This is a genomic window from Streptomyces sp. JH002 (genome assembly GCF_050916115.1).
GTDB classification, from domain to species: domain Bacteria; phylum Actinomycetota; class Actinomycetes; order Streptomycetales; family Streptomycetaceae; genus Streptomyces; species Streptomyces xiamenensis.
On sequence record NZ_CP087989.1, the window covers coordinates 5,706,041 to 5,731,982 of the forward strand.

Consider the following 25,942-nt stretch of genomic DNA (forward strand, 5'->3'; position numbering starts at 1 on the left):
GGCCGGTTCCGTTGCCGCAGGGCAGTCGAGAGCCCCCTTGAAATCGGAAAGACCCCAGCTCAGCTGGGGTCTTTGTGGAGGAGGGCGCGGACGACTTCGGTTCCGTGTCCACGGCCCCAGGTGTCGGGGTGGAGGGCGAATCCGATCTGCGCCGCCTGCTGGCCTTCAGCGGCGAGGCGGGCGTACCCGATCAGCTGGCCGGTGTCGGTCGTGCAGGCCGCCAGGGCGTACTCGGTGCGCGGTTGCGCGGTCGCGGACACCACGGACCGGGCGACGATCTGGCCGACCTGGGCGCGGCTGCGGGGTTCGAACGACAGATGTTCGGTCGCTCGCTCGTTGCCACAGATGGCATGGATGGCGTCCACGTCATCGATGGTGATCTCGCGCAGGTTCGTGCGCCCGGTGGTCTGGCTGATCGGGTACATGCCGGGGACGCTACGACATCAGCTCGGGAGCGCTGGCGGGCGGGCGCGGCGGTCCGGTGGTCAGGGCCCGGTGCACGCGGCGGGGGCTGATGGTGACGCCGACCGGTCGCTGGTCCACAGGGAGGTCGAGCACCGGCCCGATGGTGCCGGCCTGGGTGGCGGTCCCGATGCGTCCGGCGGTGATCAGATTCCGCATTGTGCCCCCTGTATGCGCAACGGCTCCCGTCCAATTGGACGGGAGCCGTTTTCTGTTCCCCGATTCTACTCGGGGGGTACGGTCCTAGGTGCGACCGAAGGACCGGAGAACGTCATGCCCGAGATGAAGCACGGGGAACACCTAGGCCCCATGATCAGGCGCCTCCGAGAAGGCGCTGGTCTTTCTCAGGACGAACTCGCTGAGCGCGTGGAATTTTTGAGCGGGCGCGGTGCCGGATCGTTGGGGCGGGGGGACATTTCCCGCTGGGAGCGGGAGGCACGCCTCACCGGACCTTTCTGGATCGGAGCCCTCGCTTCCGCCCTGGATGTACCCGTCTCCGAGATGCAGGCGGCGCGGGGTCGTTCACGGGCAGCGCGGGCCGCCCGAACGAAGAAGGTTGCCGAACCGGTGTCCGCTCAGGGGATACTGGAGTCGCTGGCGTTGGACGAGTCGATGGCACCGATTGTGACCACGGGCGGCTATCGAGTAGGCGCTGGTGACGCCGAGCGGATCCTCCGGCGCACCCATACGTTGAGGCTGGCCGACGATGTCATCGCGGGCGGAGACCTAGTGGGCCCGGTGACGCGGGAACTGGCCGGAGCGCGCGAGCTGTACAGGACCTCTGCGCACACGGCTGATGTTGGGCGAGCGTTGCTGGTCAGTGTCGCTGAACTGGCCCAGCTGGCGGGGTGGGTGGGGAGTGATTCCGGCGGCGCGGTGGACGCGGCCCGTCTGTACCGGCTGGGCGTCGCGGCGGCTCGGGAAGCTGGTGACGGGCCACTGACTGGTCAGCTGCTCGGTTCTCTGGCGTACTTCGAGAGCAACCGCGGTGCGTCCGAGCTGGGTCTTCAGCTGGCTCATGCTGCGGTCGCCGCTACGGGAGTTGGGGCCCCCCCCCGGGCGCGGTCGCTGGCGCTCGATCGCCTGTCGTGGTGTGCGACGGTCGCCGGGGATACGCAGGTGGCGCTTCGCGCCGTTGCCGAGTCGCAGGAGGTCTTGGCGGAGTATCAGCCCGGCGAAGACGATCACCTTCGATGGCTGTACTGGGTATCGGAGGCGGAGCGCCGGGTCATGGAGGCTCGCGTGTATACGGAGACGCGCAAGCCACTTCGGGCGGTGCCGCTCCTGCGGGAGGTGCTGGAGTCGTACCCGGTGACGCACACCCGCGAGTTGGCGCTGTATCTGTCCTGGCTGGCGGTGGCGCTCGTGGAAGCGAACGAGCCGGAGGAGGCCGCCGCTGCTGCCCGGCGGATGTTGGAGATGACGGCAACGGTGCCTTCGTCCCGAGCGGGAGGCCGGCGCACGGTTGTGCTGGCTGCGCTGCGCCCGTACGGGGACGTTCCGGAGGTTGCCGAGGTGTTGAACTGTTGGCCGGCGGCCTGATCGTCCTGGCTCACATTTTGGCCCACGCTCTGGATCTGTAACCGCAAGAACGCGGTGCGTAAATTCTGGCGTATGAGTCAGACAGCCGATCTCCCCAGCTGGATTCCGTCCGCCGGGTACGGGGTGTCGCGGGTTCCGTGCGCGGGCCGGTTCGCCGCCGTGGTGCTGCCGCGCCCGGTCGGTGAGCTGCTGCTGAAAGCCGTACCGGCGCGCGGTGTGCTCACGGATGTCGCCGCTGATGTCCTGGTGTGGCTGGTCCCGCCCGGGTCGCTCACGACCGACGCCGTTCCAGGCGCTTCGCTGTTGGGCCCCGGGGACGCAGTCCACGTGCCACCGGCGGACTGGCGGCGGTGGGAGCCGGTGCGGTGGGTGGTGCCACCTCGGGGCGACTGCCTTGCCGAACCTGGCGTGCTGTCGTCCGCCCTGCGCCGCCTGAGTGAGCGAGTCTGTGTGTGCTGCTGGGCGTTCCCGGAGCGGCCGGCGGTGATCACGGGCGCGGCGGCTGACGGACAGAGCGTGTCGCTGACCGTGTGCCAGCTGCACGCGGACGAGGTCACGGCAGCGCTGAAGTACGCGGCTGAGGTCGCGCGGGTGTTGGCATGAGCAGCGCGATGTGTGCGTTCGGCTCGGAGGCGTGCGGCTCGGTGCCCGAGCGGCTGCTGGAGACGGTGGCCGTCACCCCGGCTGGTCGGGTGGTGGCGTGCCCGCGGTGCGTGGAGCGGTTCGAGTTGATGCCTGTGGCGGAGCAGCCGCCGGGCATGGCGGACCTGATGCGGCGCGCGGCGGGCGGTGGCCGCTGATGGAGGAGCTGGACATGGTCACGGCGATGTGCCGCGCGGCCGACGACGGGGGACTGCCGGCCTGGGCGCACTGGGCGTGCCTGGACGCCCCGGCGCCCGACACACCTGACTGGCTGCGCACGGACTGCGGGTGTCACTGCCACACGGAGCTGGGCGAGGCGGTGCTGCCGCCCGTGCCGGAGGAGTACCTGGTGCAGGTGCCCCAGCACCGGCGGGGCGCCGTGGCGCGCCGGGCACGGCGATCGGCGGTGGCGTGATGGCGCTCTCCCTGCGCAAGGCACCCGTGACCCCGCCCCCGAGTCCGGACCTGCGGCGGTTGTCGGACCGGCAGTTGAAAGGGCTGGCCTGCGCGGTGTGTGGGGCTGTGCTGCGGTCCACGGACCGGCCACGCACCATCGGCGAACCGACCCGGGACCGGTACGGCTACGTCTTCACGTTGTGGGCGTGCGCGCCTGTGTGCCGCCGCCGCGCCCCGGCCACTGCCCCGCTGGCGTCGCCGGGTGGCCCTTGATCACCTGTCCTGCCTCGGTGGCTGGTCTCCCGAGGCCGGGCAGGTCCCCCGGCCCGTCCCGTCCCCCTCCCACCCCGGTACGGGACGGGCCACCCCTCACCCCCTTCACCGGAGAACCCTCTTGAACTCCCGCACCCCAACTCCCCGCCCCGCGAACCGCTGGTGGCATCTCGGGCTGTGTGGCCGGTGCCGAACGGCCGCGCGGGTCACCTGGGCCGGCGCCCCGGACCACGGCGGCCCATACGTGCCGGTGCTGCTGTGCGGTTCGTGCCTGCCGCCCGCCCGCCGGCACATCCACACGGCCGCCCGGCGCCGGGCCTGCGGCCCCACCACGCACGGCACCGCGCTGATGGCACGGTCCATCGATCCGGGCCCGCAGGGCGGGGGCTATCTGCTGCCGCTGCGTACGGCGCTCGGCAGCGGGGTCGTCGTGCTCCTGGTGCTCACCACCCTCACCACGGCCGCTGTGTGGCGCCTCGCCACATGACCATCTGACCAGGAATGCCAGCCATGACGAAGACGTCCACCACGCGCGCCCTGACCAACGCTCTGGAGACCGGAGCCGACATCGGCCGCTACCTACTGGGCATGGAACTGCTGCGGCTGCGGCACACAGCCGGTTTACGGCAGGCGGACGCCGCGCGGGCCGGGGTATCTCCCGGACGGCTCAGCCAGGCCGAGCAGGGCCTGACCGCGCTGCCGTCCGCTCGGGTCTCGGCCCTGCTGAACCAGTACCGGGCAACGCCGCCGGAGCGTGCGGACCTGTGGGCGGTGCTCGACGCGATCCCACCCGCGCCGGCCGGGGACGAGGGGCGGTCCGAGGAGTTCCAGGACTGCGCTTCGGGCCGGTGGGGGTGCCTGGCCGGCATGACCGGCCGCGCGGGGCAGTCGTCGAATTCGGCACCGGGTTTCTGCCGTCCCGGGTGCAGACCGCCGAGTGCGCGGCGGCGCTGGCGGCAGCGGGCGCAGCAGGCGGGCCCCGATGTGGTGATGGCGCCGACGGGGCGCTGCGGCCCGGTTCGGGGTGAGGTCGTCATCATGCAGCCGGTGCTGTTCAGCACCGTTGGCGGGCCGGGGGTCATGGCCGGCCAGCTGGAGTACCTCGCGCGCCTGGCGTCCGGTTCCGGGATGGTGGCGGTACGGGTGATCCCGCTGGGTGTGGTGCCCGCTATGCAGGGGGCGCTGCGGCTGCTCACGCCGACCCCCGAGCACCCCGGAGTCGTGGCGCGTCTTCACCCCGCCCACATCACCTACCAGGCCGGGGCGTTGGCCCGTACCACAGTCCGGCACCTCCTGGAGCACACCGCCGATGCGGCGTGGAGCGGCGATGATCCGCGCTGCCATGCGCCACCACGGCGGCATTCCGCAAGCGAGAACACGACAGCCCGGATACGCCAAGGGCACGGCGGGCGCGCTAAAAACGCGCCGGTTGCCGGTTCGAATCCGGCTCCGGGCACGCCGGAACACCGGCTTCACCCTTCGAGGAACAGCGCAACGAATTGACGACATCTAACCGGAAAGAGCAAGCATGAGCCTCACGTACACACCCGTGCCCGTCGATGAGGGTGCGGCACGGCTTCGCCCGTTCGGCCTGCGTACGGCGCGGCCGGTCACCCCCGAGAACGTGGCGGTCCTCCCGCACACCACGTACTGCCCCGATCGGCAGCTGGCCCTGACGGACGAAGGCGTACCGCTCATCACAGCAGCCTCCACCGGCACCACGCAGGGCACGGGCAGGGACACCCGGCACGACATGCAGTGGATGGATGACTCAGTGGACGACAACGACACCGACGCTCCGGAAGAGGACTAAGCGATGACGGTCCTGGTGCTGACCCGCCAACTGGTCGAAAGCCCGGCCGACCTTGTCGTCCACGAGCTGAACCAACGAGGGGTCCCCGTGCATCGGATCGACCCGGGGGACTTCCCACGGCAGGTGACGCTCTCGGCCCGCATCGGCCCCGGACACCACGACTGGCAAGGTGGCTGGCGGGGTCAGCATCGGGACCTGGCCCTCGATGACGTGACGGCGGTGTACTACCGCCGGCCCAGCCCGCACGAAGTAAATCCCGGCCTGTCGCAGGACGACGCAACGTGGGCTCGCTCGGAAGCTCGGGCCGCGTTCACCGGCATCGTGCAGTCCCTTCGCTGCCGGTGGGTCAACCACCCACGGCACAACATCATCGCGGACTCAAAGCCGCGGGCCCTGGCCACCGCCGCACGGTGCGGGCTCCGCGTCCCCGCCACCCTCGTCACGAACGACCCCCGAGAGGCCAGGGCCTTCGTCGCCTCACTGCCGGACAAGAAGGCCGTGTACAAGCCGATCGCTCCCCAGGGGCAGAGAGTGTTCGACGGGCAGAGGGCCGCCGTGTGGACGAGCCCGCCGCTGGGGCCGGACGATCTCACCGACGAAGTCAAAGTCACTGCCCACACCATCCAGGAATGGATCCCCAAGAAGCACGAGGTCCGGCTCACTGTCGCCGGGAAACGGCTCTTCGCTGGTGAAATCCATGCCCACTCCGATGAGGCGCGCATCGATTTCCGCCGGGACTACGACGCGCTGACGTACACGGTGGGCACCGTGCCGGACACCATCAGGGAAGGTGTTCACCGCCTGATGGACGCCTTCGATCTGCGATACGCCGCGATGGACTTCCTCGTTGACCACGACGACACCTGGCATCTGGTCGACGTGAACCCCAATGGCCAGTTCGGCTTCATACCCGAGTTGGCCCAGCCCATCGCCCACGCGATCGCCGATCTCCTGGAAGGAAGAACGTCATGACCGATACAGCCACGACCCACGACGCGTCCGAGGCCGCCCGACACAGGCTCGTGGAAGAACTCATCTCCTCCGGCGCTCTCCACAGCGCCGAGTGGATCGCCGCCTTCAAGGAGACGCCAAGGGAGGTATTCGCCTCCCGGTTCTTCCGCGACGTACAGGGGGAGCGCACGTTCTACGCCCGAGGGGACGACGATTTCCTGGACGCCGTTTACACCGATGACTCCCTCGTGACCCGCTGGGACGCAACGGGCACCGGCACCAGCTCCTCCACCATGCCCTCTCTGATGGCTCTGATGCTGGAGGCGTTCCCGGTAGGCGAGGGCGACCGCGTACTGGAGATCGGCACAGGTACCGGGTACAACGCCGCGCTGCTGTGCCACCGGCTCGGCGACGACAACGTCACCAGCGTCGACATCGACCCCGAACTCACAGCAGCGGCCCGCGAGCGCCTGGCCGGCCTCGGGTACGAGCCCACCATCGTGACGGGTGACGGCCGAGAGGCACATCCCGCTCCGGCCCGGTACAACGGGATCCTCGCCACCTGCGCGGTGCGCAGGATCCCGGCGGAATGGCTGCGCGCCGCAACCCCGGGGGCCCCGATCGTGGTGAACATCGGGACGGGCATCGCCTGCCTGCGGAAGGCAGAAGACGGTGCCGCCAGCGGGACCTTCCTGGAAGACCCGTACGGGTTCATGATGGCCAGGTCCACGCCGGACGAGCCCGCAGAAGGCACGGCGGACCACGTCAACTTGGTCAGTTCCGGGACCGGGGAGAGGTCCTTCATCGCCCTTCCCGACGTGGCGGGGGAACCGCACGACTTCATGAGGGAAGCCGTGCATTGCCGAGCACATGAGGTCGCCCTGAACGAGCCTGATGTGGTAGCCATGCGACTCACCAGCCAGGCAGGCGAGCGCACCTACTGTCTCGTCCACCCCGGCACCCGCTCGTGGGCTCGTATCTCCGTGATGGGAAGCCAGCTGGAAGTATGGCAGGGCGGACCGCTGAACAACCTCGCCACCGAACGGATTCAGCGGCTCGCGGAGTGGATCCGAGCCGGCCGCCCGAACCCCGGCGCCTACCAGCTCCATGTCGACAGCCGGGGGCAGCACACGTTGTCGCGCGGCCAAGGTGACTCCCGAACAACCTGGGCTCTCCCGCTCTGACGTGATAGCAAGACGAAAAGCCCTCCGGTGCACATCTGTGCACCGGGGAGCCGGCTGCACATCAAGCCGCACATCGGCAAGCTCAAACTGCGGAAACGGGAAGTGCGATGGCGGCTTTTTGCACCACTGCACGCGGGACGCCCCCTATGGACGTTCATAGCTGCAACCGGGGTCCGACGCAGTGAGGCCCTGGGGCTCATGTGGAAGAACATCCACTGGGACAAGGGCTATACCGAGTTGGAGTGGGTCGTCGTAGAGGTGGGCAACTCTTAGCAACTGCGACGCCTGACGAAGGACGGAGAAGCGAACGCCCGGATCTACGTGGACCAGGCGGTCATGCAGGTCCTCAAGCGCCAGTGGGAACGCCGGCAAGCCGAGAAGACCTCTGCCGGTGTTGCGTGGAACGACCACGACTTGGTCTTCGCCCGGGACTCCTTCAAACTCCAAGACCCGGCCAGGCTCGGCGGGCCACAAGACCCGGAAAAGGTGTCGGTTCGCTGGCGAACTTGTCGCACACGGCTGGGTCTGCCTGAGGGCTTCCGTATCCACGACTGGCGGGTTCCCAGGTCACCAACGATCTCGACAACGGCGAGAACCCCGTAGAGGTCTCCGCCAAGGTCTGGCACCACTCTCTGCTACACGATGTCTCGGTACGGGAAGCCGAGGGACGAGGGCGCCCGGAAGCTTGGCCGCATCCAGCGCCGGCCGGATCGGACTGGGCAAGGTCGCCAGACGACCAAGATCGTTTACGGGCTGGTCATGGCGCTGGTCACGACTTGGCCCCGACAACACAAAAACCCCAGGTGAACTGGGGTTCCTGTTGGTGTCCGAGGGGGGACTTGAACCCCCACGCCCATAAGAGGGCACTAGCACCTCAAGCTAGCGCGTCTGCCATTCCGCCACCCGGACCGGGTGTGTCGCTGTGACTGAGGGAAACCATAGCAAAGTCCCGGCCTTGGTGATCTCCGGGGGGCGGGGGAGGATGGGCACCCCATCGTGTGAGGAGCACAGCGTGAGCGCATCGGACGCCGGAGGGCAGCGGGCGGAGCAGGAGGTCGTGGACCTGTGCCGGGACCTGATCCGCATCGACACCAGCAACTACGGGGATCACTCCGGGCCCGGTGAACGGGTCGCCGCCGAATTCGTGGCCGGTCAGCTGGCCGAGGTCGGGCTCGACCCGCAGATCATCGAGTCGCACCCGGGGCGGGCCTCCGTGGTGGCGCGGATCGAGGGGGAGGACACCTCCCGGCCCGCGCTGCTCATCCACGGGCACACGGATGTGGTGCCGGCCAACGCCGAGGACTGGACGCACCATCCGTTCTCCGGGGAGATCGCCGACGGCTGCGTGTGGGGGCGCGGCGCGGTCGACATGAAGGACATGGACGCCATGACCCTCGCGGTGGTCAGGGAGCGGATGCGCAGCGGGCGCAAGCCGCCGCGGGACATCGTGCTGGCCTTCCTCGCCGACGAGGAGGCCGGTGGTGTGTACGGGGCCCGGCATCTGGTGGACAACCACCGCGACCTCTTCGACGGGGTGACCGAGGCGATCGGTGAGGTCGGCGGGTTCTCCTTCACCGTGAACGAGAAGCTGCGGCTGTATCTGGTGGAGACCGCCCAGAAGGGCATCCACTGGATGCGGCTCACCGTGGACGGCACCGCCGGGCACGGGTCGATGACCAACGACGACAACGCCATCACCGAACTGTGCGAGGCCGTGGGGCGGCTGGGCCGGCACAAGTTCCCGGTGCGGGTCACCAAGACGGTGCGTTCCTTCCTGGACGAACTGTCGGACGCGCTGGGCACCGAGCTCGACCCGGAGAACATGGACGAGACGCTGGCCAAGCTGGGGGGCATCGCCAAGATCATCGGGGCGACGCTCCAGAACACCGCCGCCCCGACCCAGTTGGGGGCCGGCTACAAGGTCAACGTGATCCCCGGGCAGGCGACCGCGCACGTCGACGGGCGTTTTCTGCCGGGCTACGAGGAGGAGTTCCTCGCCGACCTGGACCGCATCCTGGGCCCGAGGGTCAGGCGCGAGGACGTGCACGCCGACAAGGCCGTGGAAACCTCCTTCGACGGTGCGCTGGTGGACGCCATGCAGAGCGCGCTGCAGGCCCACGACCCGATCGCGCGGGCCGTGCCGTACATGCTCTCGGGCGGTACCGACGCCAAGTCCTTCGACGATCTGGGCATCCGCTGCTTCGGGTTCGCGCCGCTGAAGCTGCCGCCGGAGCTGGACTTCGCCGGGATGTTCCATGGGGTGGACGAGCGGGTTCCGGTGGAGGGACTGCAGTTCGGGGTCCGGGTGCTCGACCGTTTCCTGGACGAATGCTGATCGCTCCGGTGTGCGATGTTAGTCGGGATGGGTGAATATCCCTTAACCCTCGTAGCCTTGTTCTCTCCTCCTCGTTACTCGGGGTGCGGCCCTGCTGGGTCCGCATTGTCTACGAGGAGGAAGCATGATCAAGAAGGTCGTCGCCACCGCGGCTGCCACCGGCAGCCTGGTGCTCGCGGGTGCGGGCATGGCCGTCGCCAGCTCCGGCGCCCAGGGTGCGGCCGTGGGCTCCCCCGGTGTCATCTCCGGCAACGTTGTTCAGGTGCCGATCCACATCCCGGTCAACGTCTGCGGCAACACCGTCGACATCATCGGGCTGCTGAACCCCACCTTCGGCAACACCTGCATCGCCAAGTGACATTCGGCCCCACTCCATGAGGGCCTGACACCAGGCGGTCCCGGAGCGCGCACGCCGCGCTCCGGGACCGCTGGGGTCGTTACGCAGGGCGCGGGATGCCCTCAGCCCCCACCCCGCGCCTCCATGAAGGAACAAGGCAGGGGAAACACCATGCGACAGGTCACCAGGAAGGGCCTGCTCTCCGTAGCCGCCGCGGGCGGGATGCTGGCCATGGCGGGCGGTACGGCGCACGCCGACGCCGACGCCCATGGCGGTGCCGCCAATTCACCCGGCGTGGCTTCGGGCAACACCGTTCAGGTGCCGATCAATGTGCCGATCAACGTCTGCGGCAACACGATCAATGTGATCGGCGTACTGAACCCCGCTTTCGGGAACACCTGCCAGAGTGGCACCCCCGGCGGCGGCAAGCACGAACCCGGCCACGAGGCCGGTCAGGGCGGGGCCCAGGCGGAGGGCGGCGCCGTCGACTCTCCCGGCGTCGGCTCCGGCAACAACGTCCAGGTGCCCATCGATGTCCCCGTCAACGCCTGCGGCAACGGCATCGACGTGGTGGGCGTACTGAACCCGGTCTTCGGCAACGAGTGCTACATCGAGGCGCCCCCGGTCGAGCACCCGGAGCACCCGGGTGAGCCCGGCGAGCCCGAGCAGCCGGAGGAGCCGGGCGGTTCCGGTGGCTCCGGTGGTCCGGGTGGTCCCGGCGGTTCCGGTGGTTCGGGCGGCGGGGACTCCGAGGAGCCCGGCGGTCCCGGCGGCTCCGGTGGTTCGGGCGGCGGTGGCGACGTCGGCGGTTCCGGTGGCGGCGGCTCCGAGGCCCCCGACGAGGAGCAGCCCGGCAACGAGCCGAGTGAGCAGCTGGGCGGCGGCGAGCTGGCCGAGACCGGCAGCAGCGGCCCGGGCCTGGGCGTGATGCTTCCCCTCGGCGTCGGCCTGATGGTCGGTGGCGTGGTGCTGTACCGGCGTGGCCGGGCGGCGCGTCAGTCCTGACGAGTCGCATCCAGGTGGGCCCCGCGTTCGCGCGGGGCCCACCTGTCGTGTCGGAGGGTTACCAGGTCGGGCGCAGCTGGCGGATGATCCGTCGTCTCAGCCGTACCCTCCGGCTGCCGTCCGGATACAGCCGCAGCCGGGCCAGCTCCCACTGCCCGTACTCGGCCTGCTCGGTCAGCAGCCGCGTGGTAGCGGCACGCGAGACCGTGCGGGGGACATACACATCACGAAACTCATATTCCGGCATCGAATCCATTGTGCGTCCAGGGCCCCGATGCCGATACCGTCTGCACCATGTCTGATGCTGTGCAGCCGACGGCTGCCGAAGTCCGCGCCGCCGCCGACGCGCTCAAGAACGCGATCGACCGGCACCTGGAAGCCATTGAACGGCGGGCCACCGGACAGGCCGCCGAAGCCGACGCGGAGGCCGATGTCTACACCGCGTTCAACGAGATGGCGGCCGCCGGTGAGGTGTACGACGAGCTGCTGTACGACGTCTACGACGAGGTGACGCCCTTCGAGGTCCCCGCGACCGAGGGCCCCACCGGCTACGCGGGTCCGGAACGGCCGGAGTATCTGAGTGTCTTCATGCGGCGCGACTACGTCGTCGTCGACCCCCGGCGGCTGCGCGGCCAGGCGCAGCGCGTCACCGAACTCGACCCGGAGACCACCGGGGCGGAGGCCGCCGATGTGCGCGAGGCCGCCGGGGGCAGCCTGCACGCGGCGCTCGGGGTGATCTTCGGGGAGTTCGACCCGGACGAGATCGCCACCCGGCACAAGGAGTTCGGCCTGGAGGAGGGCGACGCGACCCTGTGGGTGGCCGCCGGGGACGAGCCGGTGGAGCCGGGGGAGTGGCTGGCGGCCCCCTTCGAGGCGGTCGACCCCGAGCGGGTGATCTGCCGCTTCGACATCAGTGACGCCTTCGACGAGGAGGACCTGGGCTCCCTGCGGTAGCAGGAGCCCGGCCCCGTGCCGCCCGCCCTCAGCCGCCCGCCACCGGCTGGGGGCGCAGCAGCGCGGCCAGCCGGGTGCCACGGCCGGCCGCCGGGGGCGCCGCGACCGCCTGGGCCAGTGCGGGTCCGATTCCCTGGACCACCGAGAGATGGCGCTCGGCCCGGCTGAAGGCGGTGTAGATCCAGGACCGGTCGAGCGCCGCCACCGCGTCGCCCGGCAGCACCACGACCACGGCCGGCCAGCGGGCCCCCGCGGCCTGGTGCCCGGTGATCGCCCAGCCGTGCCGTACGGTCCCCGCCACCCGGTCCCGGGGGACGGTGAGGGGCCCCTCCTGGGCGGTGAGGTGCAGCCCGTCCGCGTCGGCCCCGGTGACGGTGGCGGGCCGGCTCCGGCCGGGTGCGGGGGAGTAGGTGACCTGGTCGCCCGGGTCGAAGCCGCCGAACCGGCCGGGGCCCGGGTTCAGCCGCTCCTTCAGGGCCGCGTTCAGCACCCGGGTGCCCGCCGCGCCGCCGTGCCCCACTGTGATCACCCGCACCTCGGCGGCCGGGATCCCCACGGCGCGCGGGATGGAGTCGGTGACCAGCTGGACCGTACGGTGCACCGCCTCGCCGGCGTCGCCCGCCGGCACGATCACCACTTCCTTGCCGGGCGCCTCGACCTGGTACAGCTCACCGATGGCGATCCCGGAGACCAGTTCGCCCACCGGGCCCTCGTCCGGCGTCCGCGAGGTGACATGCGGTACGCCCCCGCAGGCCGCCACGTCCGCCAGGACCTGACCGGGGCCCGCGGCCCCCAACACCGCCGGATCGCCGCTGAGCACGAGCCGGGCGCCGTCCGGCAGCGACTCCACCAAGGTGGCCGCGGTCTCCACCGTGAGCTGGGGCGCGTCCAGCACGGCCAGCACGTCCAGGGCCAGCGCCCCGTCCGCGTCCCGCTCGGGGCCCTCGGTGCCGCCGAGCAGCCCGCTCACCGTGACGGCCGCGTCCGCGTCCTGCGGCGGCAGCGCCCGCGCCAGCCGCTGCCGTCCGTCCGGGCCGTGGGCTGCCGCGAAGGCCCGCAGCCCGAGCCGGCGGGCCGCCGCCACCAGCGCGGCCGGCTCCGCCCGCGCCGCCTCGCCGCCGCTGTGCGCCACCACCGGGTGTGCGGCCACGGCCTTGATCAGCTCGGCGGCCGACGGGTTCGGAGCCCCGGCGGCCGCCTCCTCCCAGCCCCGGGCGCTGTCCGTGTCCCCGGCGGGGGCCGAGCCGCGCAGCCGGGCCAGGCCGTCGGCCAGGCTCTCCTCCGCGAGCGCGTAACGGTCGAGTCCGAACAACACCCGGACGGGTGTCTCTTCGCCGGCGCCCGCCGCCACCACGGTGTCCTGGAAGACCAGCACCGCGCCCTCCTCGACGGCCGCGCGCAGGGTCTCCTCCGGGTCCGCCACCCGCTGCCCCGCCAGCGCTTCGGCCAGCGCCGCGGCCTCCAGCGCGGTGTGCCCGGCCAGTGCCGCCCGTTCCAGCAGCCACACCGTCAGCGCCACACCCCGGCGCGGGTCCTGCGGATCGCACTCGGTGCCCAGCAGCGCCCGCGCGAAGCCGTCCACCTGCCCGGGCAGCATGCCGGGCACCGCCAGCAGCCGCCAGGGGTCGCCGGCCAGCTCGGCCGCCGCGCTCTCGCCCAGCGCCGCGGCCACCCGGCCGCCCAGCTCCCCGGGCGCCCCGCCGCGCTCCAGCAGCTCCACCAGCTCCGCCGGCACGGCCACCGGCGCCCCGCCGCCGGCCGGCTCCGCCCCGGTACGGGGCACGGCCCGTGCGGCGGCCGGCCGCGGCGCCGGCTCCGGCCGGGTGAAGAAGGACGTGGCGGGCCGCTCCCCGCTCTCCACCGCCCGTACCGCGGCCCGCAGTTCGTCCGCCAGGCCCCCCGCGGGGGTGCCCTCGGCCGGCTGCGGCGACTGGTTCTCGGCGGTCACAGCGAACTCCACTCGTGGTCCGGGTACTGGTGCACCGGCGCCGAGATGTCATCCAGCGCGCGGCAGATCTCGTCAGGAAGCCTAAGGTCCTCCACTGACAACGCCTCGTGCAGTTGGTGTGCCGTGCGCGCACCGACGATGGGCGCGGCCACCCCGGGCCGGTCCCGTATCCAGGCGAGCGCGACCTGCGCCGGGGTGACGGCGAGGCCGTCCGCCGCGGTGGCCACCGCGTCCACCACGCGTCGCCCCGCCCCGTCCAGGTACGGGGCGACGAACCCCGCCAGCGTCGTGGAGGCCCCGCGCGAACCCGGCGGGGTGCCGTGCCGGTACTTGCCCGTCAGTACCCCGCGTCCCAGCGGGGAGGACGGCAGCAGCCCCACCCCCAGGTCCAGGGCGGCCGGCAGTACCTCGCGCTCCACGCCGCGCTGGAGCAGGGAGTACTCCATCTGGGTGCTCGCCAGCCGGGTGCGGGCCCCCGGCACCCCCAGCTGCCAGGTCGCCGCCTTCGCCAGCTGCCAGCCGCAGAAGTTGGAGACTCCGGCGTACCGCACCCGCCCGCTGCTCACCGCGATGTCCAGGGCCTGGAGCGTCTCCTCCAGCGGGGTCATGGGATCGAAGGCATGCACCTGCCACAGATCGACGTAATCGGTGCCCAGCCGCTCCAGCGAGGCGTCCAGCGCCGCCAGCAGATGGCCGCGCGAGGCGTCGAAGCGCCGGTCGGGATCGGGCACGCTGCCCGCCTTGGTGGCGATCACCAGCTCGGACCGCGGGACCAGGGAGTCCAGCAGCCGGCCCAGCAGGTACTCGGCCCCGCCGTCCGCGTACACGTCCGCCGTGTCGAGCAGCGTGCCGCCCGCCTCCCAGAACATCTTCAGCAGCTCCGCCGCGTCCTGCTCCTCCGTGTCCCTCGCCCACCTCAACGTGCCGAGCCCGAGCCGGGATACGCGCAGGCCGGTGTGGCCCAGATGCCGAAGATCCATGGCCGTTGAGCGTACTGGCGCCGGGAGGTAGAGTCCGTCGCAAGGGCAGGTTACCGACGAGTAGAGGCGGTCGTATGCGGCTCGGAATCAACCTCGGCTACTGGGGCGCCGGAATGGACGCCGACAACCTCGAGGTGGCCAAGGAGGCCGACCGGCTCGGCTACGCCGTCTGCTGGGCGGCGGAGGCGTACGGCTCCGACGCGCCCACGGTGCTGTCCTGGGTCGCCGCTCACACCGAGCGGATCGACGTCGGCTCCGCCATCCTCCAGATCCCCGCCCGCGCCCCGGCCATGACCGCCATGACCGCCGCCACCCTCGACTCCCTGTCCGGCGGGCGTTTCCGGCTGGGCCTCGGCGTCTCCGGGCCGCAGGTCTCCGAGGGCTGGTACGGCGTCACGTTCGACAAACCGCTGGCCCGCACCCGCGAGTACGTGCAGATCGTCCGCACCGCCATGTCCCGGCAGCGGCTGACCCACGAGGGCGAACACTGGACCCTCCCGCTGCCCGGCGGACCCGGCAAGCCCCTCAAGCTCACCGTGCACCCGGTGCGCGAGCACATCCCGCTCTACATCGCCGCCATCGGCCCCAAGAACCTCCGCCAGACGGGCGAGATCGCCGACGGCGCGCTGCTGATCTTCTTCTCGCCGGAACACGCCGAGGCCACCACACTCGGCGCCCTGCGCGAGGGCCGGGCGGCCGTCGGCGCCGATCTGACCGGCTTCGACATCGCCCCCACCGTCCCGATCGCCGTGGGCGAGGACCTGGACACCCTCGCCGACCACTTCCGCCCGTACACCGCCCTGTACGTCGGCGGCATGGGCAGCCGCGAACAGAACTTCTACAACCGGCTCGCCCGGCGCATGGGGTACGAGAAGGAGGCCGCCGAGATCCAGGACCACTACCTGGCGGGCGACAAGGCCGCCGCGGCCGCCGCCGTACCCCGCTCGCTCATCGACTCCACCACCCTCATCGGGCCGGTGGAGCGCATCGCCGACCGGATGCGCGCCTACGCCGAGGCCGGCGTCACCACCCTGTCCCTCGCCCCGGCCGGGCTCACCCTCCAGGAGCGCCTCGGCGCCCTGCGGACCGGCGCCGAGGCCCTGGAACGGGCCGGCCTGGGCTGAGACCCGCGCGAGCGGCGGGACCCGGCCCGGCCCGGGTCCCCAACAGCGGTGACCCGTACGGGATCACTCCCCGATCCGGGGCCCGCCGTCCTACGCTGGCCCCATGCCCACCATGCTGCTGCTGCGCCACGGCAGGACCACCGCCAACTCCGCCGGACTGCTCGCCGGGCGAGCCCCCGGCACCGCCCTCGACGACTTCGGCCACGAGCAGGCCGCCGCGCTCCCCGGGCGGCTGGCGGGGGTGCCGCTGGCCGCCGCCGTGCACAGCCCGCTCCAGCGCTGCGTGGAGACCCTGGCGCCGCTGCGCGCGGCCCGCCCCGGCCTGCCGGTGTACGAGGAGGAGCGGGTCATCGAGTGCGACTACGGCGAGTGGACCGGCCGCGCGCTGCGCGAACTCGCCGAGCAGCCCCTGATGGCGACCGTCCGCACCCGGCCCTCCGCCGTACGCTTCCCCGGCGGTGAGGCCCTGCGCGGGATGGCCGAGCGGGTGGTAGCCGCCGCTCAGGAGTGGGACGCCCGCCTCGCCCGCGAGCACGGCGAGGACGCGGTGTGGCTGCTGTGCACCCACGGCGACAACATCAAGGCGCTGGTCGCCGACGCCCTCGGCCTCCACCTCGACCACTTCCAGCGCATCGCCCCGCACCCGGCCTCCGTCACCGCCATCCGCTACGGCGACCACCCCCTGCTGCTGCGCTTCGGCGACACGGGCGATCTGCGCGAGTTCGTGCCGCACACCCCGGCGGGTGAACGCGACCGCACCGCCGAGACCGAGGCGCCGGTCGGGGGCGGTGCCTAGGCACCGTGATCGTGTCGCGCAGTAGGGTGCCAGTGTCGCCAGACAACAGTCCGCCATCGACCCAACGGAGCAGTACGTGTCCCGTCAGGTGTTCCTCTATGACCCTCCGGAACGATTCGTCGCCGGGACGGTCGGACTGCCTGGCCGGCGCAGCTTCTTCCTGCAGGCCACGGCCGGCCCCCGCACCACCAGCGTCGCCCTGGAGAAGGCCCAGGTCGAGGCGCTCGCCCAGCGCATCGACGAACTGCTGGACGAAGTGGTGCGCCGCTCCGGCGGGTCCACCTCCGTCCCGGCCGTCGCCCCCACCGAGATCGCCGACACCGGGCCGCTCCAGGTGCCCGTCGAGGAGGAGTTCCGGGTCGGCACCATGGCCCTGGCCTGGGACGGCGACAACGAGCGGATGATCGTGGAGGCCCAGGCCCTGGTGGAGCTGGAGGCCGACTCCGAGGAGGAGTTCGCCGAGGCCGAGGAGCGGCTGCTGCGGGACGACGAGAACGGCCCGCCCATGCTGCGGGTGCGGCTGTCCGGCACCATGGCCCGTGCCTTCGCCAAGCGCGCCCTGGAGGTGGTGGGGGCGGGCCGCCCGCCGTGCCCGCTGTGCAGCCTGCCGCTCGACCCGGAGGGACATGTATGCCCGCGCCAGAACGGGTACCGGCGCAGCCGGACATGACACCCGGCCCCCACGAGGACGCCGCCAAGATCCTCGCGCACGGCACGCTCACCGTGCTCGGCCGGATCCCGGAAGCCTCCAACGCGGTCCTGTACGCCACCGCCGAACTCGGTGGCCGGCAACTGCCCTGCGTGTGCAAGCCGGTGGCCGGCGAGCGCCCGCTGTGGGACTTCCCCGAGGGCAATCTGGCCCGCCGTGAGGTCGCCGCGTACGAGGTGTGCCGCGCGCTGGGCTGGGACCTGGTGCCGCCGACCGTGCTGCGCGAGGGGCCGCACGGCGAGACCATGTGCCAGCTGTGGGTGGGCCCCGACCCGCGCGACGCCCCGGAGCCGGAGGCGGGGGAGGAGCAGGACACGGACGGTGCCGAGCCCGGCCCGCCCTCCGAACTGCTGGCCCTGACCGAGGGCACCGAGCCAGGGCCCGGCTGGCGGGCGATCGGCCAGGTGGAGACCGGCGACGGCACCCCGGCCCTGCTGGTGCACGCGGACGACGAACGGCTGCGCCGCGTTGCCGTCCTGGACGCGGTGATCAACAACGGCGACCGCAAGGGCGGCCATCTGCTGCCCCAGCCCGACGGCCGGCTGTACGGCATCGATCACGGGGTGACCTTCCACACCGAGAACAAGCTGCGCACACTGCTGTGGGGCTGGGCGGGCGAGCCGCTGCCGGACGGCGTGCCCCAGGCGCTGCGCAGGCTGTCGGACGCGCTGGCCGATCCGGACAGCGAACCGGCCACCCGGATCGCCGAGCTGATCAGCCCCGCCGAGTACGCCGCGCTGCGCGAGCGCGTCGCGGAACTGCTGCGCACCGGCCGTCATCCGCTCCCCGGCGGCGAGTGGCCCGCCATCCCCTGGCCGCTGATCTGATCACCGGCCGGGGAACCGTGCCACGCCCCCGGCGCGCGCCCCTGACCGGGCCCGCCGTGTAAGCCGGTGCGTGGGCGGATAGGCTCGTGGCATGTATGCCTGGCCCGCCTCCGAGGTCCCCGCGCTGCCTGGTCAGGGCCGCGACCTCAGGATTCATGACACCGCCACCGGGAGCCGGGTGACCCTCACCCCCGGGCCCGTGGCCCGGCTCTACGTCTGCGGAATCACTCCCTACGACGCCACTCACCTGGGCCACGCGGCCACCTACACCGCGTTCGACCTCGTGCAGCGGGTCTGGCTGGACACGGGGCGGCAGGTGCACTACGTACAGAACGTCACCGACATCGACGACCCTTTGCTGGAGCGGGCGGTGGCCACCGGCGAGGACTGGACGGCGCTCGCGCTGCGCGAGACCGAGCTGTTCCGCGAGGACATGACCGCGCTGCGGATGCTGCCGCCCGCCCACTACGTCGGGGCGGTGGAGGCCATACCGGGCATCGTGCCGCTGGTGGAGCGGCTGCGTGAGCAGGGCGCCGCCTACGAACTCGACGGTGACATCTACTACTCGGTGGCCGCCGACGAGCACTTCGGGAAGGTCTCGGGGCTCGACGTGGCGACCATGCGCGCGCTGTCCGCCGAACGCGGCGGCGACCCGGACCGCCCCGGCAAGAAGAACCCGCTCGATCCGCTGCTGTGGCTGGCCGCCCGCCCCGGCGAGCCCTCCTGGGACGGCGGCAGCCTGGGCCCGGGGCGTCCCGGCTGGCACATCGAGTGCGTGGCGATCGCCCTGGAGCACCTGGGCATGGGCTTCGACGTGCAGGGCGGCGGCTCCGACCTGGCCTTCCCGCACCACGAGATGGGCGCCTCGCACGCCCAGACGCTCACCGGTGAGTACCCGTTCGCCGCCAGCTATGTGCACGCGGGCATGGTCGGGTACCAGGGCGAGAAGATGTCCAAGTCGCGGGGCAATCTGGTCTTCGTCTCCCAGCTGCGGCGCGACGGCGTCGACCCGGCCGCCGTCCGGCTGGCACTGCTGTCGCGGCACTACCGCGCCGACTGGGAGTGGACGCCCGCGGTGCTGGAGGAGGCCGAGCAGCGGCTGGCCCGCTGGCGGGCGGCGGTCTCCCGCCCCGACGGGCCGCCCGCGCTCGACCTGGTCGAGGAGATCAGACAGGCGCTGGCCGACGATCTGGACGCACCGGCCGCGCTCGCGGCCGTTGACCGCTGGGCCGCGGCCCAGCTGGCGGACGGCGGCGAGGACACCGGCGCCCCCGGCGTCGTCTCGCGGGCCGTGGACGCCCTGCTCGGCGTCGCCCTGTGACCGGCACGCGCACCCGCCGCGGCCGGCGCTGACGGCGGACCGGGCCCGTACGCACCGCGTACGGGCCCGGATCGATGCGCGTAAACCGGACGGACGTTACTCGCCCGGCTCGGCCGGACCCCCGCCGCCCTCCGCCGTCGGCGGCGGCCCGGCGTCGCTCTCCGGCTTGCGGCGCCGGCGCGGCCGGGCCCGCCCGCTGCTCGGATCCTTCAGGAACGGCCCGGCGCCGCCCGGCTCCCCGGGGCCCGGCTCCTGCGGCCCGCCCCGGCGCCGCAGATAGCGCTCGAACTCCTTGGCGATCGCCTCGCCCGACGCCTCCGGCAGCTCCGCCGTGTCGCGCGCCTGCTCCAGGGACTGGACGTACTCCGCCACCTCGCTGTCCTCGGCGGCCAGTTGGTCCACTCCCAGCTGCCAGGCGCGGGCGTCCTCGGGCAGATCGCCCAGCGGGATGCCCACCCCCAGCAGATCCTCCAGCGCGTTCAGCAGGGCGAGGGAAGCCTTCGGGTTGGGCGGCTGCGAGACGTAGTGCGGTACCGAGGCCCACAGGCTGACCGCGGGGAACCCGGCATGGGCGCACGCTTCCTGGAAGATGCCCACGATGCCGGTCGGCCCCTCGTACCGGGACTCCTCCAGATCCAGCGAGCGGGCCAGCTCCTCGTCCGAGGTGACACTGGTGACCGGTACCGGCCGGGTGTGCGGGGTGTCGCCCAGCAGCGCGCCGAGCACCACCACCATCTCCACGCCCAGCTCGTGGGCGAAGCCCAGCAGCTCGTTGCAGAACGACCGCCAGCGCATGCTCGGCTCGATGCCGCGTACCAGCACCAGGTCACGCCGTCTGCCGGAGCCCCCGGTCGCGCCGCCGCGGATCACGGAAAGCCGCGTGGTCGGCCAGGTGATCCGGCGCACGCCGTCGTCCAGCCAGATGAGCGGGCGGTTGACCTGGAAGTCGTAGTAGTCCTCGGCGTCCAGCGCCGCGAACACCTCGCCCTTCCACTCCCGCTCCAGATGCGCGACCGCGGCGGAGGCGGCGTCGCCGGCATCATTCCAGCCTTCGAACGCGGCCACCATGACCGGGTCGACCAGCTCGGGAACTCCCTCGAGCTCGATCACCCAGCGCCTCCTTCCGGCCGGGTCGGGGTGGTATGCCCGGCCCGGCTGCCGTTTGTCTTCCGTGCGGCCCAGCCTACGGCGTCACCGTTCCCAGGCCACGGCCTTTGTACGCATCGGATCGGCGGGCCGGGACGCGGCACGGGAGCGCGGCCCCACGCTCTCAGCCCTCCCGGCGGGCCAGCACGGCGGCCACCTTCTCCCGCACCTCCTCGGTGTCAAGGCCCCGGATGGTGACCGTGGTGCGGCGGCGCAGCACGTCGTCCACCGTCTGGGCCCACTCCTGGTCGCGGGCGTAGACGACCTGGGCCCAGATCTCCGGGCCCGCCGGGTGGATGCGCTCGCCGAGCGCCGGGTCCCGGCGCACCAGGTCCGCGATCTCCAGGGCGAGCGAGCCGTAGTGGGTGGCCAGATGGCGCGCGGTCAGCGGATCCATCCGGCCGCCCGGCTCGCTGTCCACCAGCAGCCGGTGCGCGACCGCGTTGGGGTTGGCGACCCCGGGCAGCGGGGCGCGGCGCACCAGCTCCCGTACCGGCTCCATGTCCTCGGCGATGCCGAGCCCTGGCAGCTTGGCGAGTTTGGCCAGCACCGTACGGCCGATGTGCCGGTAGGTGGTCCACTTGCCGCCGGCCACCGACAGCATCCCGCCGCGCCCCTCGGTGACGACGGTCTCGCGCTTGGCGGACTCCACCCCGCCCGGCCCGCCGGGCAGGACGCGCAGTCCGGCGAAGGCGTAGGTGAGCAGGTCGCGGTCGAGCTGGGTGTCGCGCACCGACAGCGCGGCCTCGGCCAGGATCTGCTGGATGTCGGCCTCGGTGGCGCGCACCTCGCCCGGGTCGCCCTCGTACGGCTCGTCGGTGGTGCCCAGCAGCAGCTGGTCCTCCCAGGGGAGGGCGAAGGTGATGCGGTACTTGTCGACCGGGGTGGCGAGCGCGGCGCGCCAGGGGGCGATGCGGCGCAGCACGATGTGGGCGCCCTTGGAGAGCCGGACGCTGGGGGCGGCGCCGGGGTGCTCCAGGCGGCGCAGGTGGTCCACCCAGGGGCCGGTGGCGTTGAGCACCAGGCGGGCACTGATGCCGAACTCGGTGCCGTCGACGCGGTCGCGGACCTCGGCGCCGGTGACCCGGCCGTGGGTGAAGCGCAGCCCGGTGACCTCGGCGTGGTTGAGGACGGCGGCGCCGGCGGCGACGGTGGCGCGCACCGTGAGGACGGCGACGCGGGCGTCGTTCATCTGGTGGTCGCCGTAGACCGCCACGGCCTTGAGGTTGTCGGTGCGCAGCGCCGGGTTGGCGGCGGCGGCCTTGGCGGGGGAGATGATCCGGCCGACCCCGTCGCCGAAGGCGGACAGCGCCGAGTAGGCGAACACCCCGGCGCCGAGCTTGGCGGCGCCGTGCGGGCCGTCCTTGTAGACGGGGAGGTGGAAGGTGAGCGGGTTGACCAGGTGCGGGGCCACGTCCTTGGCGAGCACCCGGCGCTCGTGGTGGTTCTCGGCCACCAGCCTGACCGCGCCGGTCTGGAGGTAGCGCAGTCCGCCGTGCACCAGCTTGGAGGAGGCGGAGGAGGTGGCGCCGGCGAAGTCGCCGGCGTCCACCATCGCCACCCGCAGCCCCGACTGCGCGGCGTGCCAGGCCACCGAGGTGCCCAGGATGCCGCCGCCGATCACCAGCAGATCGTAGGCGGAGCCGGCCAGCCGCTCCCGGGTCTCGGTGCGGCCGGCGGCCGGGGTCGCGGATATCGCGGCCCCGGAGGCGTCCGTGGTGTGCTGCGGGGTGTTCATCGGTTCTCAGTCCTCCTCTTCGAGCCAGCCCATGGTCCGCTGCACGGCCTTGAGCCAGAGCTTGTACTCACGGTCGCGGTCGGCCGCGTCCATCTCGGGGGTCCATTCGGCCGCCCGGCGCCAGTTGGCGCGCAGTTCGCTGACGTCCGACCAGAAGCCGACGGCGAGTCCGGCCGCGTAGGCGGCCCCCAGACAGGTGGTCTCGGAGACCATGGGCCGCACCACCGGCGCGTCCAGGAAGTCCGAGATGTTCTGCATCAGCAGGTTGTTGGAGGTCATGCCTCCGTCGACCCGCAGCGAGGTGAGCTCGACGCCGGAGTCCTTCCTCATGGCGTCGACGATCTCGCGGGTCTGCCAGGCGGTGGCCTCCAGCACGGCTCGGGCGATGTGCGCCTTGGTGACATAGCGGGTCAGCCCGGCGATGACGCCGCGCGCGTCCGAGCGCCAGTAGGGGGCGAACAGGCCGGAGAACGCCGGTACGAAGTACGCGCCACCGTTGTCCTCCACCGTCCTGGCCAGGGTCTCGATCTCGGCCGCCGAGTGGATGATGCCCATCTGGTCGCGCATCCACTGCACCAGGGCGCCGGTGATCGCGATGGACCCCTCCAGCGCGTACACCGTGGGCTGGTCACCGATGCGGTAGCCGACGGTGGTCAGCAGCCCGGCATACGAGTTGACGGCCTCGGTGCCGGTGTTCATCAGCAGGAACGTGCCGGTGCCGTACGTGGACTTGGCCTCGCCGACGTCGTAGCAGGTCTGCCCGAACAGCGCCGCCTGCTGGTCGCCGAGCGCGGAGGCCACCGGCACGCCGTCCAGCGGGCCGCCCTTGGCGTGGCCGTAGACCTCGGCCGAGGAGCGGATCTCGGGCAGCACGGCGGCGGGCACCTGCATCGAGGACAGGATGCGCTCGTCCCAGTCCATGGTGCGCAGGTTCATCAGCATGGTGCGCGAGGCGTTGGTGACGTCGGTGACGTGCCGCCCGCCGTCGACGCCGCCGGTGAGGTTCCAGATCACCCAGGAGTCCATGGTGCCGAACAGCAGGTCGCCGCGTTCGGCGCGCTCGCGCAGCCCTTCGACGTTGTCCAGCAGCCAGCGGATCTTGGGCCCGGCGAAGTAGGCGGACAGCGGCAGGCCGGTCTCGCGGCGGAAGCGGTCCTGGCCCACGTTGCGGCCCAGCTCGCGGCAGAGCGCGTCGGTGCGGGTGTCCTGCCAGACGATGGCGTTGTGCACCGGCTCGCCGGTGCGGCGGTCCCACAGCAGGGTGGTCTCGCGCTGGTTGGTGATGCCGATGGCCTTGACGTGGTCCTTGGTGATCTTGGCCTTCTCCAGGGCCCCGGCGACCACTTCCTGGACGTTGGCCCAGATCTCCGCGGCGTTGTGCTCCACCCAGCCGGGCTTGGGGAAGATCTGTTCGTGCTCCTTCTGGTCGACCGAGACGATGCGTCCGTCGTGGTCGAAGACGATGCACCGGGAGGAGGTGGTGCCCTGGTCGATGGCGGCGATGTACTGGCGCTGCTCGGAGGAGAAGTCGGGGTCGTGCGTCTCGCTCATGCGGTCGGCTCCTGATCTTTCGGTACGGGGGCGGGACGGGCGGCCTGCGGGTCAGAACACCAGCTGGTGGATACCGGCCGCGGCGGCTCCGCCGAGCATCGGGCCGACCACCGGGACCCAGGAGTAGGACCAGTCGGAGCCGCCCTTGTTGGGCAGCGGCAGCAGCGCGTGGACGATGCGCGGGCCCAGGTCACGGGCCGGGTTGATGGCGTATCCGGTCGGACCGCCCAGGGACAGGCCGATGCCGAGCACGGTGAGGGCCACCAGCAGGCCGCCGATGGCGGTGACCTGGAGGGCGTCGTTGACGCCGGTGGCCAGTACGACGGAGACCAGCACGAAGGTGCCCAGGATCTCGGTGGCCACGTTCTGCCAGTAGACGCGGATCTCGGGGGCGGTGGAGAAGATGCCGAGCACCGGTCCTGGCTCGCCGCGCGTCGCGGCGCGCCGCTCACGCGTCGGGCGCGGTTCGTCGTACGCCCGTACGCCGGGGGTGCGGGAGCCGCCCTCCTCCTCGCGGTCGGTCAGATGGGCGTGGAAGTGGCCGTAGTAGCCGATCCACACGCCGATGGCGCCCAGCATCGCGCCGGTGAACTGCCCCAGGATGTAGACCCAGAACTGGCTCCATCCGCCGTGCACGATCATGATCCCGAGGGTGACGGCCGGGTTCAGGTGCGCCCCGGAGATCTCGGTGGAGACGTACACGCCGGCGAGCACGGCGATGCCCCACCCGAAGGTGATCGCGACCCAGCCGGCGCCGAACGCCTTGGATTTCTTCAGCACGACACCGGCGACGACACCGGCGCCGAGCAGGATCAGTACGGCGGTGCCGAGCACCTCGCCGTAGAAGATTTCGGAGTTGGACACCCGTGACTCCTTTGTCCTTTGTCCAGCGGACCAGGTAGAGCTCCGTCCAGTGTTCGACAATGTCGACCACTGAACGCGAGTTTTCTCTTCAGTGAGGCTGCCGTCAAGGGATGTGATGCAAGAAACGACAGGGAGCTGACGAATGTCCGTATTGTTCTAGAATCGACCGGATCCGAGGTCGCGCGACACGGATCGCGCGCAGTCCCGCACCGCCGCGATCAGCCGGGGGCGCAGCTCGCCGTCCTCCTGCATGCGCTCCACGGCGCCGGTGATGCCCACCGCGCCCACCGGCATCCGCCGCCGGTCCAGGATCGGGGCCGCCACCGAGGCCACCCCGTCCCACGTCTCGCCGACATCGCCGGCCCAGCCGCGGGCCCTGACGGTGTCCAGATCCCGGTCGAAGGCCGCCTGATCCACCACGGTGCGATCCGTGATCGCGGCGAAGCCCGCCTCGACGGCCTCGTTGTGCGCCACCGGGTCGTAGGCCGCGAGCACCTTGCCCAGCGCCGTGCTGTGCAGCGGCTGCATCGCCCCGACCTCCAATACCTGCCGGGAGTCGTCGGGCCGGAAGACGTGGTGGACGATCAGCACCCCCCGCTGGTGCAGCACCCCCACATAGGCGCTCTCGCCGCTGGAGCGGGCCAGGTCGTCCGTCCACACCAGCGCCCTGGCCCGCAGCTCGTGCACGTCCAGGTAGCTGTTGCCCAGCCGCAGCAACTCGGCGCCCAGCTGGTACTTGCCCGAGGACGCGTCCTGCTCGACGAAGCCCTCCTGCTGGAGGGTGCGCAGCAGCCCGTGCGTGGTGGCCTTGGCCAGACCGATGGACGAGGCGATGTCGGACAGGCCCAGCCGCCGCTCGCCGCCGGCCAGCAGCCGCAGCACCGCGGCGGCCCGTTCCAGTGACTGAATGGTCCGCGCCATGAGACGCCTCCTGCCGTTCACGCCCTCAGCGGGCCCTGCCGCCCGCTCGCACCATTCGACAATGCCGAACATCATCCGGTGATGTCGATAGCACCGGGGATGTCATGAGTCTACGACCGTCCC

27 protein-coding genes, 2 tRNA genes and 1 pseudogene are annotated in these 25,942 nt (G+C 71.8%); 19 read left to right on the plus strand and 11 right to left on the minus strand.

Annotation, left to right across the window (positions count from 1 at the left end; all coding sequences use genetic code 11):
* Positions 1-59 precede the first annotated feature (59 nt).
* Together H7827_RS26190 and H7827_RS26195 are read right to left on the minus strand one after the other, a co-directional pair.
* A complete protein-coding gene (locus H7827_RS26190; protein WP_432747580.1) occupies positions 60-425 on the minus strand; it encodes a GNAT family N-acetyltransferase in 366 nt (121 codons plus the stop codon).
* Between the two features lie 10 nt (positions 426-435).
* Entirely contained in the window at positions 436-621 is a 186-nt protein-coding gene (locus tag H7827_RS26195) for a hypothetical protein (RefSeq protein WP_432747581.1), read from the minus strand.
* A gap of 114 nt (positions 622-735) precedes the next feature.
* Between H7827_RS26195 and H7827_RS26200 the strand changes: the two genes are divergently transcribed.
* The 10 genes and pseudogenes from H7827_RS26200 to H7827_RS26245 all read left to right on the plus strand — a co-directional run bounded on the left by H7827_RS26200 (position 736) and on the right by H7827_RS26245 (position 7,263).
* Positions 736-2,004 carry a helix-turn-helix domain-containing protein gene (locus H7827_RS26200; RefSeq protein ID WP_432747582.1) on the plus strand — a complete coding sequence of 423 codons (1,269 nt, stop codon included), beginning with the start codon at positions 736-738 and terminating at the stop codon, positions 2,002-2,004.
* Positions 2,005-2,076: 72 nt separating this feature from the next.
* Positions 2,077-2,607: a hypothetical protein gene (locus H7827_RS26205; RefSeq protein ID WP_432747583.1), complete on the plus strand. Its 531-nt coding sequence runs from the start codon at positions 2,077-2,079 to the stop codon at positions 2,605-2,607.
* Positions 2,604-2,804: a hypothetical protein gene (locus H7827_RS26210; RefSeq protein WP_432747584.1), complete on the plus strand. Its 201-nt coding sequence runs from the start codon at positions 2,604-2,606 to the stop codon at positions 2,802-2,804. The genes H7827_RS26205 and H7827_RS26210 overlap by 4 nt, the downstream gene beginning before the upstream one ends.
* Entirely contained in the window at positions 2,804-3,061 is a 258-nt protein-coding gene (locus H7827_RS26215) for a hypothetical protein (RefSeq protein ID WP_432747585.1), read from the plus strand. The genes H7827_RS26210 and H7827_RS26215 overlap by 1 nt, the downstream gene beginning before the upstream one ends.
* A 498-nt stretch (positions 3,062-3,559) precedes the next feature.
* The gene (locus H7827_RS26220) at positions 3,560-3,802 is read left to right on the plus strand and encodes a hypothetical protein (protein ID WP_432747586.1); all 243 of its coding nucleotides are present in this window, start codon (positions 3,560-3,562) and stop codon (positions 3,800-3,802) included.
* Positions 3,803-3,903: 101 nt separating this feature from the next.
* Positions 3,904-4,635 (plus strand): annotated as a pseudogene (locus tag H7827_RS26225) (Scr1 family TA system antitoxin-like transcriptional regulator); the annotation flags it as partial.
* Positions 4,636-4,698: 63 nt separating this feature from the next.
* Positions 4,699-4,771 (plus strand) — tRNA-Phe (locus H7827_RS26230).
* Positions 4,772-4,843: 72 nt separating this feature from the next.
* Positions 4,844-5,128 carry a putative ATP-grasp-modified RiPP gene (tgmA, locus tag H7827_RS26235; protein ID WP_432747587.1) on the plus strand — a complete coding sequence of 95 codons (285 nt, stop codon included), beginning with the start codon at positions 4,844-4,846 and terminating at the stop codon, positions 5,126-5,128.
* A gap of 3 nt (positions 5,129-5,131) precedes the next feature.
* The gene (gene tgmB / locus H7827_RS26240) at positions 5,132-6,100 is read left to right on the plus strand and encodes an ATP-grasp ribosomal peptide maturase (RefSeq protein ID WP_432747588.1); all 969 of its coding nucleotides are present in this window, start codon (positions 5,132-5,134) and stop codon (positions 6,098-6,100) included.
* The gene (locus tag H7827_RS26245) at positions 6,097-7,263 is read left to right on the plus strand and encodes a methyltransferase domain-containing protein (protein WP_432747589.1); all 1,167 of its coding nucleotides are present in this window, start codon (positions 6,097-6,099) and stop codon (positions 7,261-7,263) included. Before tgmB ends, H7827_RS26245 begins: the two co-directional genes overlap by 4 nt.
* Positions 7,264-8,084: 821 nt before the next feature.
* Here H7827_RS26245 and H7827_RS26250 read toward each other — a convergent pair.
* Positions 8,085-8,172: transfer RNA gene (locus tag H7827_RS26250), tRNA-Leu, on the minus strand.
* A 73-nt stretch (positions 8,173-8,245) separates the two neighbouring features.
* Here H7827_RS26250 and H7827_RS26255 point away from each other — a divergent pair.
* From H7827_RS26255 to H7827_RS26265, 3 genes are all read left to right on the plus strand, one after another.
* Positions 8,246-9,598: a M20/M25/M40 family metallo-hydrolase gene (locus H7827_RS26255; protein WP_432747591.1), complete on the plus strand. Its 1,353-nt coding sequence runs from the start codon at positions 8,246-8,248 to the stop codon at positions 9,596-9,598.
* Between the two features lie 124 nt (positions 9,599-9,722).
* The gene (locus H7827_RS26260) at positions 9,723-9,956 is read left to right on the plus strand and encodes a chaplin (protein ID WP_030727506.1); all 234 of its coding nucleotides are present in this window, start codon (positions 9,723-9,725) and stop codon (positions 9,954-9,956) included.
* Positions 9,957-10,106: 150 nt separating this feature from the next.
* Positions 10,107-10,940: a chaplin gene (locus H7827_RS26265; protein ID WP_432747592.1), complete on the plus strand. Its 834-nt coding sequence runs from the start codon at positions 10,107-10,109 to the stop codon at positions 10,938-10,940.
* 58 nt (positions 10,941-10,998) lie between these two features.
* Here H7827_RS26265 and H7827_RS26270 read toward each other — a convergent pair whose 3' ends face one another.
* A complete protein-coding gene (locus tag H7827_RS26270) occupies positions 10,999-11,187 on the minus strand; it encodes a DUF5703 family protein (RefSeq protein ID WP_386542163.1) in 189 nt (62 codons plus the stop codon).
* A 47-nt stretch (positions 11,188-11,234) separates the two neighbouring features.
* On the opposite strand from H7827_RS26270, the gene H7827_RS26275 reads away from it, so the two are divergent.
* Positions 11,235-11,894, plus strand: coding sequence for a hypothetical protein (locus H7827_RS26275; protein ID WP_046722808.1), 660 nt, complete (start codon positions 11,235-11,237; stop codon positions 11,892-11,894).
* A 28-nt stretch (positions 11,895-11,922) separates the two neighbouring features.
* On the opposite strand, the gene H7827_RS26280 is transcribed toward H7827_RS26275, so the two are convergent.
* The gene (locus H7827_RS26280; RefSeq protein ID WP_432747593.1) at positions 11,923-13,842 is read right to left on the minus strand and encodes an ATP-binding domain-containing protein; all 1,920 of its coding nucleotides are present in this window, start codon (positions 13,840-13,842) and stop codon (positions 11,923-11,925) included.
* Complete coding sequence (locus H7827_RS26285) at positions 13,839-14,822, minus strand: aldo/keto reductase (protein WP_386541989.1); 984 nt, start codon at positions 14,820-14,822, stop codon at positions 13,839-13,841. The genes H7827_RS26280 and H7827_RS26285 overlap by 4 nt, the downstream gene beginning before the upstream one ends.
* A gap of 74 nt (positions 14,823-14,896) precedes the next feature.
* Here H7827_RS26285 and H7827_RS26290 point away from each other — a divergent pair, with 74 nt between their 5' ends.
* From H7827_RS26290 to mshC, 5 genes are all read left to right on the plus strand, one after another.
* On the plus strand, positions 14,897-15,946 hold the full coding sequence (locus H7827_RS26290; protein WP_386541990.1) for an LLM class F420-dependent oxidoreductase: 1,050 nt from the start codon (positions 14,897-14,899) through the stop codon (positions 15,944-15,946).
* Positions 15,947-16,049: 103 nt separating this feature from the next.
* The gene (locus H7827_RS26295; protein WP_432747594.1) at positions 16,050-16,742 is read left to right on the plus strand and encodes an MSMEG_4193 family putative phosphomutase; all 693 of its coding nucleotides are present in this window, start codon (positions 16,050-16,052) and stop codon (positions 16,740-16,742) included.
* Positions 16,743-16,818: 76 nt separating this feature from the next.
* Positions 16,819-17,412: a DUF3090 domain-containing protein gene (locus H7827_RS26300; protein WP_200368288.1), complete on the plus strand. Its 594-nt coding sequence runs from the start codon at positions 16,819-16,821 to the stop codon at positions 17,410-17,412.
* The gene (locus tag H7827_RS26305) at positions 17,373-18,278 is read left to right on the plus strand and encodes an SCO1664 family protein (protein ID WP_432747595.1); all 906 of its coding nucleotides are present in this window, start codon (positions 17,373-17,375) and stop codon (positions 18,276-18,278) included. Before H7827_RS26300 ends, H7827_RS26305 begins: the two co-directional genes overlap by 40 nt.
* Positions 18,279-18,369: 91 nt before the next feature.
* On the plus strand, positions 18,370-19,599 hold the full coding sequence (gene mshC, locus H7827_RS26310; RefSeq protein WP_432747596.1) for a cysteine--1-D-myo-inosityl 2-amino-2-deoxy-alpha-D-glucopyranoside ligase: 1,230 nt from the start codon (positions 18,370-18,372) through the stop codon (positions 19,597-19,599).
* A 96-nt stretch (positions 19,600-19,695) separates the two neighbouring features.
* On the opposite strand, the gene H7827_RS26315 is transcribed toward mshC, so the two are convergent.
* The 5 genes from H7827_RS26315 to H7827_RS26335 all read right to left on the minus strand — a co-directional run bounded on the left by H7827_RS26315 (position 19,696) and on the right by H7827_RS26335 (position 25,819).
* Positions 19,696-20,709 carry a PAC2 family protein gene (locus tag H7827_RS26315; RefSeq protein WP_030727479.1) on the minus strand — a complete coding sequence of 338 codons (1,014 nt, stop codon included), beginning with the start codon at positions 20,707-20,709 and terminating at the stop codon, positions 19,696-19,698.
* Positions 20,710-20,869: 160 nt separating this feature from the next.
* Positions 20,870-22,483, minus strand: a complete 1,614-nt coding sequence (locus H7827_RS26320; RefSeq protein WP_432747597.1) for an FAD-dependent oxidoreductase — start codon at positions 22,481-22,483, stop codon at positions 20,870-20,872.
* Positions 22,484-22,489: 6 nt separating this feature from the next.
* Positions 22,490-24,034 (minus strand): glycerol kinase GlpK, encoded by a 1,545-nt coding sequence (gene glpK / locus H7827_RS26325; RefSeq protein WP_386540756.1) that lies wholly within the window; start codon positions 24,032-24,034, stop codon positions 22,490-22,492.
* A gap of 51 nt (positions 24,035-24,085) precedes the next feature.
* Positions 24,086-24,898: an MIP/aquaporin family protein gene (locus H7827_RS26330; protein ID WP_030727465.1), complete on the minus strand. Its 813-nt coding sequence runs from the start codon at positions 24,896-24,898 to the stop codon at positions 24,086-24,088.
* A 156-nt stretch (positions 24,899-25,054) separates the two neighbouring features.
* Positions 25,055-25,819: an IclR family transcriptional regulator gene (locus H7827_RS26335; protein WP_386540760.1), complete on the minus strand. Its 765-nt coding sequence runs from the start codon at positions 25,817-25,819 to the stop codon at positions 25,055-25,057.
* Positions 25,820-25,942: the final 123 nt, after the last annotated feature.